A 14,979-nucleotide genomic window follows, 5' to 3' on the forward strand; every position below is an offset into this window, starting at 1 on the left:
GACCGTTGACTTGTCACTCCGTTCTCCGCCGCGCATGGGGGCAGGTCATGGACGAACTCTCGTACGGCAGCATCGTCGTGGGCGTCGACGGTTCGGCTGCCTCGCTCGCGGCTCTGCGCTGGGCCGCGGACCAGGCCGCCGCGCTGCGCAGTCCGCTGGTGGCGGTGCACGCCTGGCTGCCGACCGCACGGCTGCGCGCGCCCTACGCGCCCGCCGCCGGACTGCGCACCGCGGAGCAGGACCTGAGCCGCGCGGCCGAGACCCTGGAGGAGACGGTCGCCCGGCTCCTCAGGACCGACCGGGACGCCCGTGTGCACGCCCTGGTCGACCAAGGGCCGCCCGTGGCCGTGCTGTTGCGCCATGCACGCCACGCCCTGCTGCTCGCCCTCGGGCGCAGCCCTCGCGAGGAGGCGGCACAGCCGGCGCTCGGCGCCGTGGCGCGCGAGGTCGCACGCCGTGCGCCCTGTCCCGTGGTCACCGTGCCGGAACCGCCCCGGGAGGCCCGGCCCGGCGAACTGCCCTGGCTGCTGCCCCAGATGACGGCCTGACCCCCAAGGACCGTACGAACAGGTCCGGTCGGCCCGGGGCCCGGGGAAGAACGGCCCGCGGTGCACCGGTCGCCACAGGTGTTGGCTGGGGCCGAGGACAAAGGGAAGGGAGGGGAAATCATGGGCACGACATTGACCTTCGAGTTCTGGGAGACGTTCGTCGCGCTGCTCGGCTTCATGATGGTGGTGCTGTTCCTGCTCGTGCTGGGTGCCGAGCGGATCTACGACGACCTCCACCCGCGGAACCGCATGCGGTGACGTGCGGGTACGTGACATCCCCGGCCCGCCCGTCGCGCCGGGGATGTCACGTGTGCGCAGGTCACGGGTCCGGGCCGACAGGTCCCGGCTCAGGACCGGTCGGCCCCTGGGTGCGCACCTTCCCCACGGAGATGCTGGTGGTAGCCGAAGGGGTGGTGACGATGGTCCGACCGATCACGGTGGGTGTGAACGGCTCACGAGAGAGCCTCGCGGCGGTCGACTGGGCGGCCGAGGAAGCACTGCGCTGCGGACTGCCGCTGCGGATCGTGCACGCCTGGGAGGTACCGCCCGCCAAGGGCGACCAGGAGGCGCTGCCAGAACTGCAGGTGCCGCGCTACTGGGCCCGGAGGATCCTGCGCGGCTGCGCCGACCGTGCGGCCGAGCGCTTTCCCCAAGTGGTCCTGGACGCCGAGCAGATCAGCCGGCCGCCGGTACCGGCGCTCCTCGCGGAGTCCGGGTCGGCGGAACTCCTGGTCCTCGGCCATCAGGGCCTCGGGGGCATGGCCGCGGCCTTCGCCGGATCGGTGGGCGAGGCCGTCGTGGCCCAGGCCCGCCGCCCGGTGGTGCTGGTGCGAGCGGACGGGGACACGGCACGGGACGTGCCGCCGGGAGCCGGGAACACGGTCGCTCCACGAGGCGTCCTTGTGGCGGTGGACCCGAGCCGCGCAGGCGACGATCTGCTCGCCGTGGCCTTCGAAGCGGCCCGGCGCCGCGGTGCGTCACTGATGGTCCTGTACGCCTGGCGCCCGGCCGAGGGACACGGCGCCGCGCGCCGGAAGGCGGGCCGGCGGGAGGCGGTACAGGCGCTGGGCGCTCTGATCGACCCGTGGCGCGACAAGTACCCGACCGTGGAACTCCGGGCGCAGGTGGTTCAGGACAGGCCCGCGCACGCCCTGGGTGCGGCGGCGCGGGACGCTTCCCTCGTGATCGTGGGGCGCCGCATCCGGCACTCCTCCCTCGGCAGCCACACGGGCCGCGTCACGCACTGGGCGATGCACCACGTGCACTGCCCCGTCGTCGTGGTCGCGCACTCCTGACGAACTACGGCCGTCCGGCCCGCACTTCGGGCCGGACGGCCCTGTGTCGGCGGCCTCGGCCGGTGGGACGCTGGGGGAGAAGGCAGAGGAAGCGAAGGCGCAGTGCACACGAGAGCGCCACCCATGAAGGAGGGCGAGATGAGCGGCATGATCGAGCGTATGCCCGGCTGGCCGTCCACGTTCCCCGACCTGTTCGGCTGGCTCGAAGCGGGACTTCCCGGTGCGCACACGGTGCCCGGGCTGCACGGCATCCGCATCGAGGAGACGCTGACGGACGGCACGTACGTGCTGCGGGCCGAGCTGCCGGGGATCGACCCGGCGAAGGACGTCGAACTGACCGTCACCGAGGGCGTCCTGACACTCCGTGCGGAGCGCACCGCGCAGACCACGGAGAAGCACCACACCGAATTCCGGTACGGCACCTTCGCCCGCTCCGTGCGGCTGCCCGCAGGGGCGCGGGGCGACGACGCCACCGCCGACTACAAGGACGGGGTGCTGACCATCACGGTCCCGGTGCCTGAGGCGAAGAGCGGCACACGGACCATCCCGGTGCGGCACGGCTGAACGGGCCGTCCGTACGTTCCTCAGCCCGCGTGCCGGTCGGTGCCCCCGGCACGCGGGCCCTCGTATGCCCGGAACACTCGTATGCCCATGAGCCGATGCCCCCGCCGGGGTCCGAGGAAGCCGGCGGGGGCATCGGCACGAAGGCCACGGCGGCGGTCACCGTGGTTCGCCGCTGCCGTGCGGCGCGTACAGGTCGAGCAGCCGTACCCGGGCGCTGTGCAGCCGGTGCGCAAGCACCTGCCCCACCCAGTGCCCGACCGCACGGCCGAGTTCGGGGTCGTCGTCGCACATCAGACGGACCGCGGTGGCATCGAATTCGTAGGCGCGCACCGGGCTCGCGGCCTCCGCGCCCAGGTGCCACACGCAGGGCGGGAACAGCCAGGACCAGCCGACCAGTTCGCCGAAGCCGAGCGTCTCGATCACCGCGGGGCGGCGGCCGGGCACGTGCATGTCCAGAGCCACCGTGCCGGAGCGGACGATCCAGAACCGGTCGGCATGCCCGCCCTCGTTGAACAGCCGGGTGCCTGCCGGGAAGTTCACCTCGCGGGCGATGCGCAGAAGCCGTTCCCGGTGTGCGGCGTCGAGCGCCTTGAGTATCCGGGTCATGACGGTGCCTCCTCGTGTTCTGGCCGGCGCGGCAGGGGCCGAGTGGCCCGTGCCGCAGGCCGGTTCACCTCAAGTGCGAGCTCCATTCGGGCCCTGTGCGCGCCCATGCCCGTTCCCAGGCGGCCAGACGGACCCGCTGGAGCAGCAGGCGTACGACCAGGTGCGCAGCACCCGCCAGGAGGGCGAGCGCGACCGCGGCGAAGATCGCGGTGGTGAGCGTCCTCGACCAGACCTCGGACGTCTCCATGGGGGCGGGGGCGACGCGTTCCTGGGCGTCCACCCAGATGCGGGTGGTCTCTCCGGCGCGCAGGCCCTCCTCGACCTCGGCGGTTCCCGAGGCCGGCGAACCGTCCGCGGCCGTCCAGCGCACGGTCACCGGATACTCGGGGTGGGAGTCCATTCCGCGTACCTCCGGCGTGGATTCGGGTGCGTCACGGAGCAGTTCGGCCCGCACCGGACGCCGTTCGGCGGCCTGCGCGGCGGCCTGGTCCCGGGCGGACACGTACATGCTGTGTCCCGCCGCCCACGCGGCGGCGGGCACGCCGCACACCAGGAGGGCGCCGAGCACCAGTGCGGACCATGTCTGGACGACGTCGCTGCGCCGCCGCAGCTCGTTGCGCCGCCGGCGCCGGCCGCGTACCTGAGAAGGCATCGCCCCTCACCCCTGTCCGGACGGCGCTGCCATGGCCTGCAGGTCCGCCGCGATGTGTGCCGCCCACTCCTCGATCCGCGCGAAGTCGCGGAAGTCGCCGCCGCGCCCGGAGTTGAGGATCATCCGGGCCACAGGCCCCTTCGCCCCTTCGGCCAACCGGCCTCCGAACGTGGCGTGCTCCCGTGCGTCGATCCGCCCCAGGATCCGCAGGACGCCCGGCACCGGCGGCAGTTCCTGCTCGGCGGCCGAGGAGTCGAGCGGGCCGCTGCTGAACAGCCACACGGGCAGCCGGCTCAGGGCCTGGCGGTTGTGCCGCACGAAGCGGCGTGCGTCGCGGTGCCAGCGGCCCGCGTAGAGTGCGCCGCCGATCACCACCGCGTCGTACGAGGTGAGTTGAGTGATCTCGCGAGCGGGCCTGGCGGCCGCGGTGAAGTTCTCCTTGCGCAGGACCTCGGCGATCGTCTCGGCGATCTCCGCGGTCGAGTGGTTCGTGGTGCCGTACGCGATGAGCACGGTGGCCGTCATGGCTCCGAGCCTCCTTTCGCAGGTCGCGCGGCCGGACACCCGCCCGGCCGCGGGCGGTCAGAGCTTGCGCAGCCAGTCGTCGGCGATGCCGTGCAGCGCCTGCTCGGAGGGCTGCAGCCGGGAGTCGTCGAGGCGGTAGGTGAGCTTGTCCACCACGGACACCACCCCGTCCACCTGGCCGGTCATCCGGACGGCGATGGGGATTTCGCTGCTGCGCTCCAGCTGTCCGCTGAGCGTCACGACACCGTCCTCGACCTCGACGTCGACCATCCGCGGCGTCAGCCACAGCGCGCCGATCAGCACCTCGGTGATGACCTCGCGGCGCAGGTCCTCGTCGCTCCTGGAGAACACCTGGAGCAGATCGCGCCGGGTGACGATGCCGGTGAGGCGGTCGTTCTCGTCGACCACCGGCAGCCGCTCGACCCGGTGGGCCGTCATGATCCGGGCGGCCTGGGTGATGGTGTCGCCGGCGTGCACGGTCACGGCCGGACGGGACATCAGCTGTCCGGCCGTACGGGCCCGTGCCTTCGCCTGCCGGATCCGGCGGGACGGTGTCGACAGGAGCCGCTGCCAGGGCCGTTCGTGGCCGAACGGATCCTCGGCCTGGCGGAGCATGAGGTCCGTCTCGGAGATCACCCCGGTGACCTTGCGGTCCTTGTCCACCACGGGCAGCCCGCTGATCCGGTGCTCGTTCAGCAGGCGCGCCACTTCCTTGAAGGGGGTGTCGGGGCCCACGTGCACGACGTCGCCGGTCATCACCGAGCCGACCTTGCTGTGCTTCATGACCGTTCTCCTCTCACGGGTGTACGTCCCGCGCCGGGGAGCGGGACTGTGCCGGTGCGGGCACGCCGCTTGCCGGCATGCCTGGAGGCCGGGGCCCGCCGGGCCCGCGCGGCCTTGTCCGTCACTCACAGCGTCCGCCGCGGCGCGCGGCACGCCCAGGGACTGCCCGGCACCGCGTCAGGGGCCGTTCGGCCCCGAAAACGGGGCGGTCGGACCCGGGGGAGCGTCCAACTACGCATATCCAGTTATGTACGGGAGAGTTCGGCTGGTCCTGATCTGCCGCCTATGATCACCAAACTCCCCCTTGAGGGGATCAAGGCGAAACCATCGGCCGCCACCTGCCGCCTCCGCCCGGCATCCAGCCGCCGCCGCTGTGGGGCGACGAGAGCCGGCTGCGCGAGCTCTTCGGCGACCGTGTCACCCAACTGACTGTCACCCCGCGGGACATGGTGTTCCGGTTCGGCTCTGCGGCCGGATTCGCCGACCTCTTCCGCGCCAAGTACGGCCCCACGCTCAAGGCGTTCGAAGCGCTCGGCGAGAACGGCAAGGCGCTGTGCGAGGACATGGTCGCCCTGGCCGACGAGTACAACACGGCCACCGACGGCACCCTGAAGGTGCCGTCCCGCTATGTGGAGGTCATCGCCGTCGCCGCGTGAAGCCCTCGCCCTCGGTGGCGGCTGTGGAATGGTCGTCTCCGTCACCGAGGTGCCGTATCCGGTCGTAAGGGAAAGCCGCCGGGCAGGCGAATTCTCTTTCAGTCACCTTGCGCCGATCCCTTTCGCATGCCCGGAAATCACTGATAGAAAGTCCCCTTCGCGGCGCATTTCTCCTGCGCATTCGACGCCATCCGCCTGCGTGCCGGCCGAAGGGATTCATGACTGCCTTCCGCGGTGTACATGAACCGGTTTCGGTGAATGCACTGGCCCGAGCTCTGGCGTGCTGCGAGGGGGACTCCTTCACCGGTGTCGTACGGGTGTCGGGCCGGCCCGGCGGTGTGCTGCGGCTGCGCCATGGACGGGTGGTGAGCGCCCGCAGTCCGGGCGCGCCCGACCTGGAGACCCTGCTGCTGCGTTCCGGGCGGGTGGCACGGCAGGACTGGCCGCCGGCCGTCCCCGAGGAGCGCCGGCTCGGCCGCCTGGTCGGTCAAGGGGTCATCGGTGCAGGCGAGTTGCGCGGTCTTGGCATGCTGGCGCTCCGCGACGCCGCCTTCGCGATGGCCGCGGGGGAAGTGGACGGGTGGGCGGCCGCGCTCGGTGCCCCGCAGGCGGAGCCGGACCCGGTTGGTGCCGAGGAGTGTCCCACTGCTCTCGTACGGGAAGCCGCGCGGCGTCTGGCCGCGCTGGAGCGTCTGCCCGGAGCCGTCGCTCCGTACCGCGAGGCGCTGCTCGCCGACCCCGGGGCCACCGGGGCGGAGGCCGTCCGCACGGGCGCGGGCCGGGAGATCCTCGCCCTGGCCGACGGGCGGCTGACCGCGCGGGACATCGCGTTCCGCACCGGACGCGGGCTGTACGCGATCACCGTCGAGGCCTCGCGGCTGCTGGCCCAGGGGCTGTTGGTCCGTGTTCCACCCCCTGCGTGCGCCCCCCGATCTCATGGGTCCGACGCGACGGCGTCGCTGAGTCGACGCCGTACACAGGCCGAGCCCGTCGCCGCCCGCGTCCGCGAGGCCGAAGCCCTGCCGCGTCGCAGCCCGGGCATCAGCGGCAGGACCGCACATCTCGGCGAGCGGAATTCCACGGTGTGCTGGCAGGGAATTGTCCTGCGTGCAGGGAAAATTGTCGCCGCCGGCAAGGATGTCGCGGACGAGGAAATCGATGTGCGCCGAGGGGGTACGGAGTCGCGGACAGAGCCCAATGAATCGCGTCCAGAACAGAACGACAGAAATTCGCAGTCCGACAAGTGAGGTCACCGGATGAATCAGCAGAAGCTGGTCGACGAAATGCAGCACATTAGAGAGGAGCTGACCGGAATCACCGACACCGCGGTGGCCGCTGTCGACGGACTGCTCATTGCGGCCGACGCCGGACGGAGCATCGACACCGAAGGGCTCGCCGCCATCGCCGCCGCGGGCCTTGGTGTGGCACGGCGCACCGTCGCGGCGACGGAGCGCGGCGAACTCCACCGCATGGTGGCGTACGGCAGTCAGGGCTGTGCCGCCGTGTACCCGGTGGGGGACATCGCCTTGTTCGTGGTCCTCGGCGACGAGGGCCTGGATCTGGATCTGCTGCACGAGGAGTTTCCGCCGGTCCTGGAAAGGATCGGCGCGATCCTGACGGATGAGCAGGAGCCGGACGAACAACCGTGAGCAAGCCCGGCGAACGGCGGTGATCCCACTCGGCGAGGGCGGTGCCGCGACTGCGGCACCGCCCCCTGTTACCCGTAAGCAACCGGGTCAGACGTCCAGTTCGCCTTCGATGCGCTTGAGCTGGTGGCGGGCCATCGCGAGGTTGGAACGTTCCTTGTCCAGGGCCAGATAGAGGAACAGGCCGCTGTTGTTACGGGACTTGAGCAGGCGGATGAGGTGGTACTGGCTGCCCAGGGTGATCAGGATGTCCTCGATCTCGTCCTTGAGGCCGAGCATCTCCATGGTGCGCACCTTGGCGCGGACCACATCGGTGTTGCCGGCCGCCGCCACGGACAGGTCGAGTTCTTTGCTGCCGCCGAGGGTGCCGAGCGCCATGCCGCTGCTGTAGTCGACCAGGGCTGCCCCCAGAGCACCTTCGATCCCTGTCATCGCTTCTTTGAGGGCCGTCTCGGTGTTGATCATCGGAGCTGCACTTCCTTTGCGTCGGTTCGTGGAACGTGGATTGGGAGCGTTCATGGGCAGGTCTTCTCCAGTCGTTCGGGCGCGCCGTCGAGGAGTTCGGCGATCCGGGACCCGGACCAGCCGGCCTCCAGGCGGAGCCGGCCGATGTGCGCGCCGGGCTCGGTCACGAGCAGCAGCACGGCCGAGTCGCCCGCCGTGCACGCCGCCAGCCATCCCTCTTCGCCGCGGACCAGGAACTCCCGTACACCGCCGAGTGCGGCGGCCTCGGCGAGGCGGCGGGCCGACGTGAGGGAGTCGGCGGTACGTGAGCCGGCTCGCGGGACCGGCCCGGCCGTGAAGTCCTCGGCCAGGACCTTTCCGTCGGCGTCGACGACAAGTGCCCCGGTGAGCCGTGGCACGGCGGCGCGCAGCCGCCCCAGCTCACTGCTCAACTCGGCCTGTGCCGCCATCACTTGGTTCCTCTCGGCTCGGCGTCGCGAGATACGTCTCATGGGGGCGCCCCGGACACTGCGGGCAGGTGTGGCTTCACAGACAGGCCTCCAAGGCGTCGCGTACGCGCTGCAGCAGAGCGATGTCGGGCGACTCGAACCCGTCCGGTGCCCGGCTGCGCGCGGCCGGAGAACGGCCCGTACGGGCGGCGGTCGGCTGCCTCGCCCGTGGCCCCGGCGGCTCCACCAGACCCGCAATGGCGAGGCGGCGCACTTCGACGAGGACGTGGAACGCCGGGCGGCCGAGGGCACGCGCCAGCTCGGCCGGGGTGCGGACACCGTCCGCGAGGTCGAGCAGGGCCCGTAGCCGCGACGGCACCGGACGGTCGGGCCCGGGTGTCCGTCGCAGCACCGGCTGCGTGTCCATCGCGGCCCCCGGCCACAGGGACGCGAGCAGCCGCCGGCGGCGTGCCGTCTCGGCCAGGACGCGGTCGGCCGGCACCGACAGCGCGAGCCCGCCCTCGGGGGCCACCCCGTGCCGGAAACGGGCCGCACCGCCGCCCGGGGCGAGCGCGAAGCAGGCCGCGTCGAACAGGGCCGTGTGGCGGCAGAGTTCGAGTGCGCCGTCGGCCAGCCGGCCGTCCTTGACCAGCAGGGCGGCCGCGCGGCCGCTGTCCCCGCCGCACCGCTCCAGCGCCTCGGCCCACTGGGCTTCCGTCAGCCGTCCGGCACCGACGACGAGCCGGCCGAGCGGGGTGGCTGCCTCGCTCTCGGCATGCACCACGCGGCCGTCCACCAGGTACAGGAGACCGCCGGCGCGCTCGAGTACGCCGCCTGCTCCCTCCTCCGCCAGGCGCAGCAACATCGAGGCGCGGGTGGGCAGTTCGGGTATCGCGGCCGCCGGGCTCATCTCGCCCCCGTCGCCGCGTACGGCTGGGCGAGCTCCTCGGCCAGGGCCCGCAGCCGGCGACGTGCCAGGGCGAGGTTGCCGGACTCGCGGTCGAGCCAGAGGTGCAGGAGGACGCCGCCTTCGAGGGCTTCGGGGACGAAACAGATCAGGTGGTAGGCCGAGCCGGTGGTGACGATGACGTCCTCGACGGTCGTGGGCTCGCCGCCGTCGTGGGCCGCGCAGAACGCGGCCGACTCCCGGACGAGCCGGGCCAGTTCCGCCGTGTCGGCCGCGGTCGCGTCGACCCCCGCCGGCCAGGCCTCGCCCGCCGAGTCGAGGACGAAGCCGCAGGTCCAGTCGACGATGGTGGCGCCGCGTGCGCCGTGCACGCTCATGGCCTCCACGAGCGTCATGTCGATCCCCGGCACGCTCGCCCCCTCCCCGCACCGTCCGACGGCGCTGCAGTGTGCCTGCGTGACGAGGAGGCTAGGCAGGAACGGGCGACCGAATCCGCCGTTGGCACATTCCAGAGGAAATTGCCGGGCTGCGACTACGGGCTGTTCACTCACGTTCGATTCGTGACTGATTTTCGGCGAACGGTAGACCGATGTTCCACTTCCGGCCAGGCCGGTCACGCCACCGCACGGTTGGCCTGACGCACGTCCCGGCGCCCGGCCACCAGCGCGCGCCCCGAGTGGGCGGAGCGTTGTGCTGCACGGCAAGTGCCTCGGTCATGTACCGGTGGGCGCGAATGCGGTGGGGTCCGTCTGCCGCCTACTGGTTGTCGCGACCCGGCGTGTGCGGATCACCACCTGGCGCGTAGCACGCCGTCGCTGTCGGGCAGGGCAGCGCACAGAAGCGGGTGGCGTTCGTCGACGTACACCGGCAGGGCGCAGGCGGCCCGGGCGCCGGCCACCAGCTCGTTGAGCTCTCGGTACTCGGTCTCGTCGACGACCACGTGTCCGATCGTCCCGTCCCGGGTCTCCCACACGAACTCCACGGAGCCCTCCTCCGGCAATGCGGCGAGGACAGCGGCGACATCGGAGTTCAGGTCGGGCCAGACGGTCAGCAGGGCGCGCGGGCCGAGACCGGTACGCACCGCATCGAGGTTCTCCCGTGTGAGGCGGTGGAACCGTGTCGCATTGCGGAGGTAGCTCTCCTCGAGGAGCAGTGCCTTCCGTGAAGCGAGCGCGCTGCGCACGCGTGCCCAGAACTCCTCGTCTGCCGCCTCCGTCACGTCCGGTTCCTCCAGCTCCGCCGCATACGGGGAGGCCGTCATCGGCTCCGGGAAGAGGCCGAGTTCCCTTGTCCGGGCCACGGCGTCCGCACACGGCTTGTCGGTGCCCACGTACACGTACTGATCCCACCCGACATGCACGGTGAACACGTCCCCCACCTCCAGGCGACACCAGGCACCCGCGTCGCGGAGCATGGCCCGGACCAGCTCAAGCGCGACGGGAAGGGAGACCTCGGCCCCGTCGTGGTAGCCCGACAGGCCGGGCGCGAAGAGCCCGGCGAGGCCGTGGCCTCCCTCCGGCCCCTGCGTGCCGAAGTGGACGTGACCGGTGACTGCGGGCTCGCGGATCTCCAGCCGATCGATGCCCGAGGCCTCCGCGAAGGCGGCGATCGCCGCGAGGTAAGCGGCTTCCACGGGCCCATGGTCACTGAGTGTCTGTTCGGCACCTGTGTAGTGGCCGTGTTCGTCACGGTCGGCGGGGTCGTACTTGGTGATCCGGTGTACGAAGGACGGCGGCACGTGGCTCCTCTCCGGGGCGGGGCATCAGCCGGCGAGGTCGAACACGCTCCAGGACGTGAACGGCTCCGGCTGGACGAAGATCCTGCTGCCTCGGGCGACAACGCGCCGACGGCCGGGGGCGGTCCCGTCGGGCTGGGTGAGCAGGGCGACGTCCGTGGGTTCTACCGATGTTTCCATGATCTCTCCGTAGGCGAGCCGGTCCCACTGCCCGCGGTAGCCGCCGTAGAAGACGACCCGCTCACCGTGGACGGCTACCGCACGAGCGCCCCTGGTCACGCGGTTTGCCCAGACCCTGACGGGACGAGCGGTGCGGTCGGGGCGTATCTCGACGAGCGGGAAGTCCGTGTAGGGGCACGCCCAGGCGGCCTTGCCCGACACGTTCAGGGCATAGCAGTCGAAGAGGCCGGGGATGTGGGCACCGTCGGACGTCCAGGCGAGTTCACCCGTTCCGCTCCAGCGGCGGATTCCCAGCGGGTTCTCGTCGAAGTGCCCGACCCAGATATGGCCGGACTCGTCCATGAGCAGGTGCTCGATGGCGTCCCCGACGGAGAAGGACGCCGTCTCCCGGCCCAGCGTGTCGAAGACCTGGACCTGGTGCGCGTCCTCGTTCCGACGGGCACGGGACGCGGCCACGACGAATCCGCCGTCGGGCAGGCGGTCCAGGTGCGGCCAGCGGGCCCGTACGGCGCTCAGTTCGGTGCGTTCGGCATTGCCGCTCGCATCGACGGAGACGACCGTCGCGTCGAAGGGCAGGGCATCGGCGCCACGCTGAGGAGCGCTTTCGGAGATGAGCCAATGCGCGGTGCCGAAAACGTCGACGGTGCTGGTCAGGACATGGCGGTCGTGGTGCGCCCGGGGGAGGTGGGCGTAGGGAACGAGGGCGGTCTTCTGCATGGGCGGGCTCTCCTGAGTGGGTGGTCGGTAACGGCCGTCGGACGCTGTGGCGAGCAACGAGCGGTGGCGCGCGAGCGGAGGAGAGCGCAGCGGCGGACAGCGGTGCGGCCGAGTGCAGAGAGGCAGACAGCAGTGCGGCCGAGTGCAGAGAGGCAGACAGCAGTGCGGCTGAGTGCAGAGAGGCAGACAGCAGTGCGGCCGAGTGCAGAGAGGCAGACAGCAGTGCGGCTGAGAGCTGTGCGGCCGAAAGCAGAGCAGGGCGCCTACGCGGCATGGCCCTTTCTGGTGGTCATGCCGTGATCCTTGTCGACATCCGCCCCAGGGGCAAACGAATTCACCGGCGTCCTGTGCCGAGCAGCCCGATTCCACCACCCCGCAAGAGCGTGAAATCAGCCGAAGTTGGCGTTCGTCGGGAATGCCCCGTTCCGTTGTGTCCCCGGTTCTATGCTTTCGGGCACTGAGCGCGGGGGACGACGACCTGGGGGGTTGCCTGATGCGGGCAGCGGGGAAGGGCACTTCGGCACTGAAGGCGGGGGTCAGGCGGGTCCTGGCGCGGACCGGCTTCGACATCGTGCGGAGCACGAACAACCGGGGCGGAGTCGACGACTTCATCCCCTTCGAGGCCACGATGCGGGCCGCACGGTCCGCCGGCCTGCCGGTCGGTGACTACATCGACGAAGTCATGAACAAGACGCCCGGCGCGACGGCGGCCACCATCGACGAACTGCGCGGGTTCGGCGTCTTCGACGCGAAGCCCGAGGTGGTCCTCGAGATCGGCCCCGGCTCCGGCCGGTATCTGGAGCGCACGCTCAAGGAGTGCGCGCCCGGGCGCTATGAGATCTACGAGACGGCCGCGCCCTGGGCCGACTATCTCGTACGGACCTTCGGGGTGGTCGCCCGCCCGACCGCGGGCAGCAGCCTCGCCCCGACGCCGGACGCGAGCGTGGATCTCGTGCAGGCGCACAAGGTCTTCAACACGCTGACCTTCCTCGCCACCGCGCGCTACTTCTTCGAAATGGCCCGGGTCACGCGCCCCGGTGGCCGGATCGTCTTCGATGTCATGACGGAGGCCTGCCTCGGCCCGGACGCGATGCGCGCCTGGGCGACCGAAGGCGGCGACGGACATGACTCCTATCCGGCCGCTATGCCCCGGCATACCTGCGTGGAACTCTTCGCGACGCTCGGGTGCACGCTGGACGGCAGCTTCCTCGCGCCGATGGGAGTCGGCTCCACCGAGGTACTTGTATTCGCCAAGGGCACTTGATCTTCACAATTGCACGCGGTGCGTCCGTCGCCGCAGGTGGCGCGACGTGGGTACATCAACTCCGCCTGATCATGCGGGAGTTGAGGCGTGTGCAGAGCTTCAAAACTTGACCACAAATTACACACATCCCCCTCTCCAGGGCGGCGTCAATGGTCTAGATTGACGCATCACATGCCGGGACACGAGGCGACAAATCGTGATCTATGGGTCCGCTGCCACGGACCTCCCGGCAGGGGGCGATCAATTCAGGGGTCCGGCAAGGGCCTTGGGTGTGGGGAGCATCCGGAATTTCGACCGCACCACGCCTGAGGGCGGAGGTGCGGGTCGGTGTGGGAGGCGGGGGCCTTCCAAGGGGAGCGACAGGGCGGGAGGCGGGGGCCTCCTGGGGGGAGGAACCGTGTTGAGCAAGCGCGTCGAACCCACTGGCGACCCGGGCGGGACCGTACAGCAAGGGGACGCACATCAAGGGGACGCACCGCAGGGCGACTTAGTCCGCCCGTTCTCACCGGCACGCGGGCGGCCGGTGAACGGGGCGACCACACGGCCCGCAAGCGAATGGGAACAGCGCTACCGGCGCACCGTGATCACCGGCGACACCCTGGCCACGGCCTTCGTCGTCGCGGCGATCGGCGGCTTCTTCGGGGTACGGGACGCCGCCGACTGGCATGAGAAGTGGACCATTCTCGCCTTCGGCACCGAACTGCTCGTCCTCGGCGCCTTGATGTCGAGCCGGGCCTGGACCCCGGTGGTGCTCGGCCAGGGGGCCGAGGAGTTCCGCCGCCTCGGCCGCGCCCTGTTCATGGCGGCCGTCGTGCTCTCGCTCGGCGGGATCGCCGTCAGCTCGCGCAACATCAAGCTCTGGATCTTCGTCGCCATTCCGGCGATCGCCCTCGTGACCGTCACCGTGCGGTATCTGCTGCGGCGATGGCTGCACCGCCGGCGTACGGAAGGCCACTGCCTGCGGCCGGTGCTCGCCGCCGGCAGCCCCGACACCGTGCGCGATCTGATCGCCCGCTCCCGCAAGTTCCCGCACCTCGGCTGGCGCGTGGACGCCGTGTGCACGGCCGACGGACGCGGCATCGACGGCGACGAGGTGGACGGCGTACCGGTGGTGGGGCAGCTGACCGATGTCGCCAAGCATGTGCACGGCGACGGCTACCGGGTCGTCGCGGTCACCCCCGACCCGTACTGGTCGCCGGACCGGCTGCAGCGCCTGGCCTGGAACCTCGAAGGCAGCGACGCCGAAATGGTCGTGGCCCCGGTCCTGATGGAGGTGGCGGGGCCCAGGCTGCATGTCGACGCCGTTCTGGGGATACCGCTGCTCCGGGTCACCATGCCCGCCTTCACGGGCGGCCGCCGCGTGGTCAAGGAGATCGTCGACCGCCTCGGCGCGGCCGCGCTCGTCCTGCTCTTCGCGCCGCTGATGGTGCTCGTCGGACTGCTCGTCCTGCTCGACAGCCCGGGCGGGGTGGTCTACCGCCAGCGCAGGGTCGGCAAGGAAGGCCGCGAGTTCACCATCTTCAAGTTCCGCACCATGGTCCACGGGGCCCACGGCGCACGCGCCGAGCTCGCCGAACGCGACGAGGGTGCGGGCCTGCTCTTCAAGATGCGCAGGGATCCGCGGGTGACCCGGGTGGGAGCGGTCCTTCGCCGCTACTCGATCGACGAACTCCCGCAGCTGTTCAACGTACTGACCGGTTCCATGTCGCTCGTCGGCCCCCGGCCGCCGCTGCCCGAGGAGTCCGCCGAGTACGGCCCGGACATCCGGCGCCGGCTGCTCGTGAAGCCCGGGCTCACCGGCCTGTGGCAGATCAGCGGCCGCAGCGACCTGCCGTGGGACGAGGCCGTACGCCTCGATCTGCGCTACGTGGAGGACTGGTCGCTCGCGCTGGACGCGGTGATCTTGTGGAAGACGCTGCGTGCGGTGCTGCAGGGGCAGGGGGCGTACTGACGCGCCAGGGGAGGCGCGCCGCCGGTGCACGGAAACGCGGGAGCTGGGGCGGTACAG

General features: G+C 71.1%; 19 protein-coding genes. 9 read left to right on the forward strand and 10 right to left on the reverse strand.

Translation table 11 applies throughout. The features are described from left to right. The first annotated feature begins 47 nt into the window (after positions 1-47). From H9Y04_RS33155 to H9Y04_RS33170, 4 genes are all read left to right on the forward strand, one after another. Positions 48-548, forward strand: coding sequence for a universal stress protein (locus H9Y04_RS33155; protein ID WP_187817835.1), 501 nt, complete (start codon positions 48-50; stop codon positions 546-548). Between the two features lie 120 nt (positions 549-668). After that, positions 669-806: a hypothetical protein gene (locus tag H9Y04_RS33160; protein WP_187817836.1), complete on the forward strand. Its 138-nt coding sequence runs from the start codon at positions 669-671 to the stop codon at positions 804-806. 161 nt (positions 807-967) lie between these two features. Next, positions 968-1,843 carry a universal stress protein gene (locus H9Y04_RS33165; protein ID WP_187817837.1) on the forward strand — a complete coding sequence of 292 codons (876 nt, stop codon included), beginning with the start codon at positions 968-970 and terminating at the stop codon, positions 1,841-1,843. A 138-nt stretch (positions 1,844-1,981) separates the two neighbouring features. After that, on the forward strand, positions 1,982-2,407 hold the full coding sequence (locus tag H9Y04_RS33170) for an Hsp20/alpha crystallin family protein (RefSeq protein ID WP_187817838.1): 426 nt from the start codon (positions 1,982-1,984) through the stop codon (positions 2,405-2,407). Positions 2,408-2,563: 156 nt separating this feature from the next. On the opposite strand, the gene H9Y04_RS33175 is transcribed toward H9Y04_RS33170, so the two are convergent. The 4 genes from H9Y04_RS33175 to H9Y04_RS33190 form a co-directional block, all read right to left on the reverse strand. Further along, positions 2,564-3,013 (reverse strand): cyclic nucleotide-binding domain-containing protein, encoded by a 450-nt coding sequence (locus H9Y04_RS33175; RefSeq protein ID WP_187817839.1) that lies wholly within the window; start codon positions 3,011-3,013, stop codon positions 2,564-2,566. 64 nt (positions 3,014-3,077) lie between these two features. Then, positions 3,078-3,665, reverse strand: coding sequence for an Rv1733c family protein (locus H9Y04_RS33180; RefSeq protein WP_187817840.1), 588 nt, complete (start codon positions 3,663-3,665; stop codon positions 3,078-3,080). 6 nt (positions 3,666-3,671) lie between these two features. Next, positions 3,672-4,190 carry a flavodoxin domain-containing protein gene (locus H9Y04_RS33185; protein ID WP_187817841.1) on the reverse strand — a complete coding sequence of 173 codons (519 nt, stop codon included), beginning with the start codon at positions 4,188-4,190 and terminating at the stop codon, positions 3,672-3,674. 57 nt (positions 4,191-4,247) lie between these two features. Then, complete coding sequence (locus H9Y04_RS33190) at positions 4,248-4,973, reverse strand: CBS domain-containing protein (protein WP_187817842.1); 726 nt, start codon at positions 4,971-4,973, stop codon at positions 4,248-4,250. A gap of 446 nt (positions 4,974-5,419) precedes the next feature. Here H9Y04_RS33190 and H9Y04_RS33195 point away from each other — a divergent pair, with 446 nt between their 5' ends. From H9Y04_RS33195 to H9Y04_RS33205, 3 genes are all read left to right on the forward strand, one after another. After that, positions 5,420-5,629 carry a hypothetical protein gene (locus H9Y04_RS33195; protein ID WP_187817843.1) on the forward strand — a complete coding sequence of 70 codons (210 nt, stop codon included), beginning with the start codon at positions 5,420-5,422 and terminating at the stop codon, positions 5,627-5,629. 254 nt (positions 5,630-5,883) lie between these two features. Next, positions 5,884-6,876: a serine/threonine-protein kinase gene (locus H9Y04_RS33200; protein WP_187817844.1), complete on the forward strand. Its 993-nt coding sequence runs from the start codon at positions 5,884-5,886 to the stop codon at positions 6,874-6,876. 9 nt (positions 6,877-6,885) lie between these two features. Continuing rightward, positions 6,886-7,278, forward strand: coding sequence for a roadblock/LC7 domain-containing protein (locus H9Y04_RS33205; protein WP_187817845.1), 393 nt, complete (start codon positions 6,886-6,888; stop codon positions 7,276-7,278). 87 nt (positions 7,279-7,365) lie between these two features. Here H9Y04_RS33205 and H9Y04_RS33210 read toward each other — a convergent pair whose 3' ends face one another. From H9Y04_RS33210 to H9Y04_RS33235, 6 genes are all read right to left on the reverse strand, one after another. Beyond that, positions 7,366-7,740 (reverse strand): hypothetical protein, encoded by a 375-nt coding sequence (locus H9Y04_RS33210; RefSeq protein ID WP_187817846.1) that lies wholly within the window; start codon positions 7,738-7,740, stop codon positions 7,366-7,368. A 50-nt stretch (positions 7,741-7,790) separates the two neighbouring features. Continuing rightward, a complete protein-coding gene (locus H9Y04_RS33215) occupies positions 7,791-8,189 on the reverse strand; it encodes a roadblock/LC7 domain-containing protein (RefSeq protein WP_187817847.1) in 399 nt (132 codons plus the stop codon). 76 nt (positions 8,190-8,265) lie between these two features. Next, on the reverse strand, positions 8,266-9,078 hold the full coding sequence (locus H9Y04_RS33220; protein WP_187817848.1) for a transcriptional regulator: 813 nt from the start codon (positions 9,076-9,078) through the stop codon (positions 8,266-8,268). Beyond that, complete coding sequence (locus tag H9Y04_RS33225; protein ID WP_187817849.1) at positions 9,075-9,485, reverse strand: hypothetical protein; 411 nt, start codon at positions 9,483-9,485, stop codon at positions 9,075-9,077. The genes H9Y04_RS33220 and H9Y04_RS33225 overlap by 4 nt, the downstream gene beginning before the upstream one ends. Positions 9,486-9,862: 377 nt before the next feature. Beyond that, positions 9,863-10,708 (reverse strand): RNA-binding protein, encoded by an 846-nt coding sequence (locus tag H9Y04_RS33230; RefSeq protein ID WP_308801402.1) that lies wholly within the window; start codon positions 10,706-10,708, stop codon positions 9,863-9,865. 129 nt (positions 10,709-10,837) lie between these two features. Continuing rightward, positions 10,838-11,707, reverse strand: coding sequence for a hypothetical protein (locus H9Y04_RS33235; protein ID WP_187817851.1), 870 nt, complete (start codon positions 11,705-11,707; stop codon positions 10,838-10,840). Positions 11,708-12,200: 493 nt separating this feature from the next. Between H9Y04_RS33235 and H9Y04_RS33240 the strand changes: the two genes are divergently transcribed. Continuing rightward, positions 12,201-12,971 (forward strand): class I SAM-dependent methyltransferase, encoded by a 771-nt coding sequence (locus H9Y04_RS33240; protein WP_187817852.1) that lies wholly within the window; start codon positions 12,201-12,203, stop codon positions 12,969-12,971. Between the two features lie 523 nt (positions 12,972-13,494). After that, positions 13,495-14,922: a sugar transferase gene (locus H9Y04_RS33245; protein ID WP_308801404.1), complete on the forward strand. Its 1,428-nt coding sequence runs from the start codon at positions 13,495-13,497 to the stop codon at positions 14,920-14,922. Positions 14,923-14,979 lie beyond the last annotated feature (57 nt).

Source organism: Streptomyces polyasparticus (genome assembly GCF_014493765.1).
GTDB lineage: Bacteria > Actinomycetota > Actinomycetes > Streptomycetales > Streptomycetaceae > Streptomyces > Streptomyces polyasparticus.

Coding starts and splice junctions, on each gene's coding strand:
- H9Y04_RS33155 (WP_187817835.1), top strand. CDS start 48: ATGGACGAACTCTCGTACGGCAGCATCGTCGTGGGCGTCGACGGTTCG.
- H9Y04_RS33160 (WP_187817836.1), top strand. CDS start 669: ATGGGCACGACATTGACCTTCGAGTTCTGGGAGACGTTCGTCGCGCTG.
- H9Y04_RS33165 (WP_187817837.1), top strand. CDS start 968: ATGGTCCGACCGATCACGGTGGGTGTGAACGGCTCACGAGAGAGCCTC.
- H9Y04_RS33170 (WP_187817838.1), top strand. CDS start 1,982: ATGAGCGGCATGATCGAGCGTATGCCCGGCTGGCCGTCCACGTTCCCC.
- H9Y04_RS33175 (WP_187817839.1), bottom strand. CDS start 3,013: ATGACCCGGATACTCAAGGCGCTCGACGCCGCACACCGGGAACGGCTT.
- H9Y04_RS33180 (WP_187817840.1), bottom strand. CDS start 3,665: ATGCCTTCTCAGGTACGCGGCCGGCGCCGGCGGCGCAACGAGCTGCGG.
- H9Y04_RS33185 (WP_187817841.1), bottom strand. CDS start 4,190: ATGACGGCCACCGTGCTCATCGCGTACGGCACCACGAACCACTCGACC.
- H9Y04_RS33190 (WP_187817842.1), bottom strand. CDS start 4,973: ATGAAGCACAGCAAGGTCGGCTCGGTGATGACCGGCGACGTCGTGCAC.
- H9Y04_RS33195 (WP_187817843.1), top strand. CDS start 5,420: ATGGTGTTCCGGTTCGGCTCTGCGGCCGGATTCGCCGACCTCTTCCGC.
- H9Y04_RS33205 (WP_187817845.1), top strand. CDS start 6,886: ATGAATCAGCAGAAGCTGGTCGACGAAATGCAGCACATTAGAGAGGAG.
- H9Y04_RS33210 (WP_187817846.1), bottom strand. CDS start 7,740: ATGATCAACACCGAGACGGCCCTCAAAGAAGCGATGACAGGGATCGAA.
- H9Y04_RS33215 (WP_187817847.1), bottom strand. CDS start 8,189: ATGGCGGCACAGGCCGAGTTGAGCAGTGAGCTGGGGCGGCTGCGCGCC.
- H9Y04_RS33220 (WP_187817848.1), bottom strand. CDS start 9,078: ATGAGCCCGGCGGCCGCGATACCCGAACTGCCCACCCGCGCCTCGATG.
- H9Y04_RS33235 (WP_187817851.1), bottom strand. CDS start 11,707: ATGCAGAAGACCGCCCTCGTTCCCTACGCCCACCTCCCCCGGGCGCAC.
- H9Y04_RS33240 (WP_187817852.1), top strand. CDS start 12,201: ATGCGGGCAGCGGGGAAGGGCACTTCGGCACTGAAGGCGGGGGTCAGG.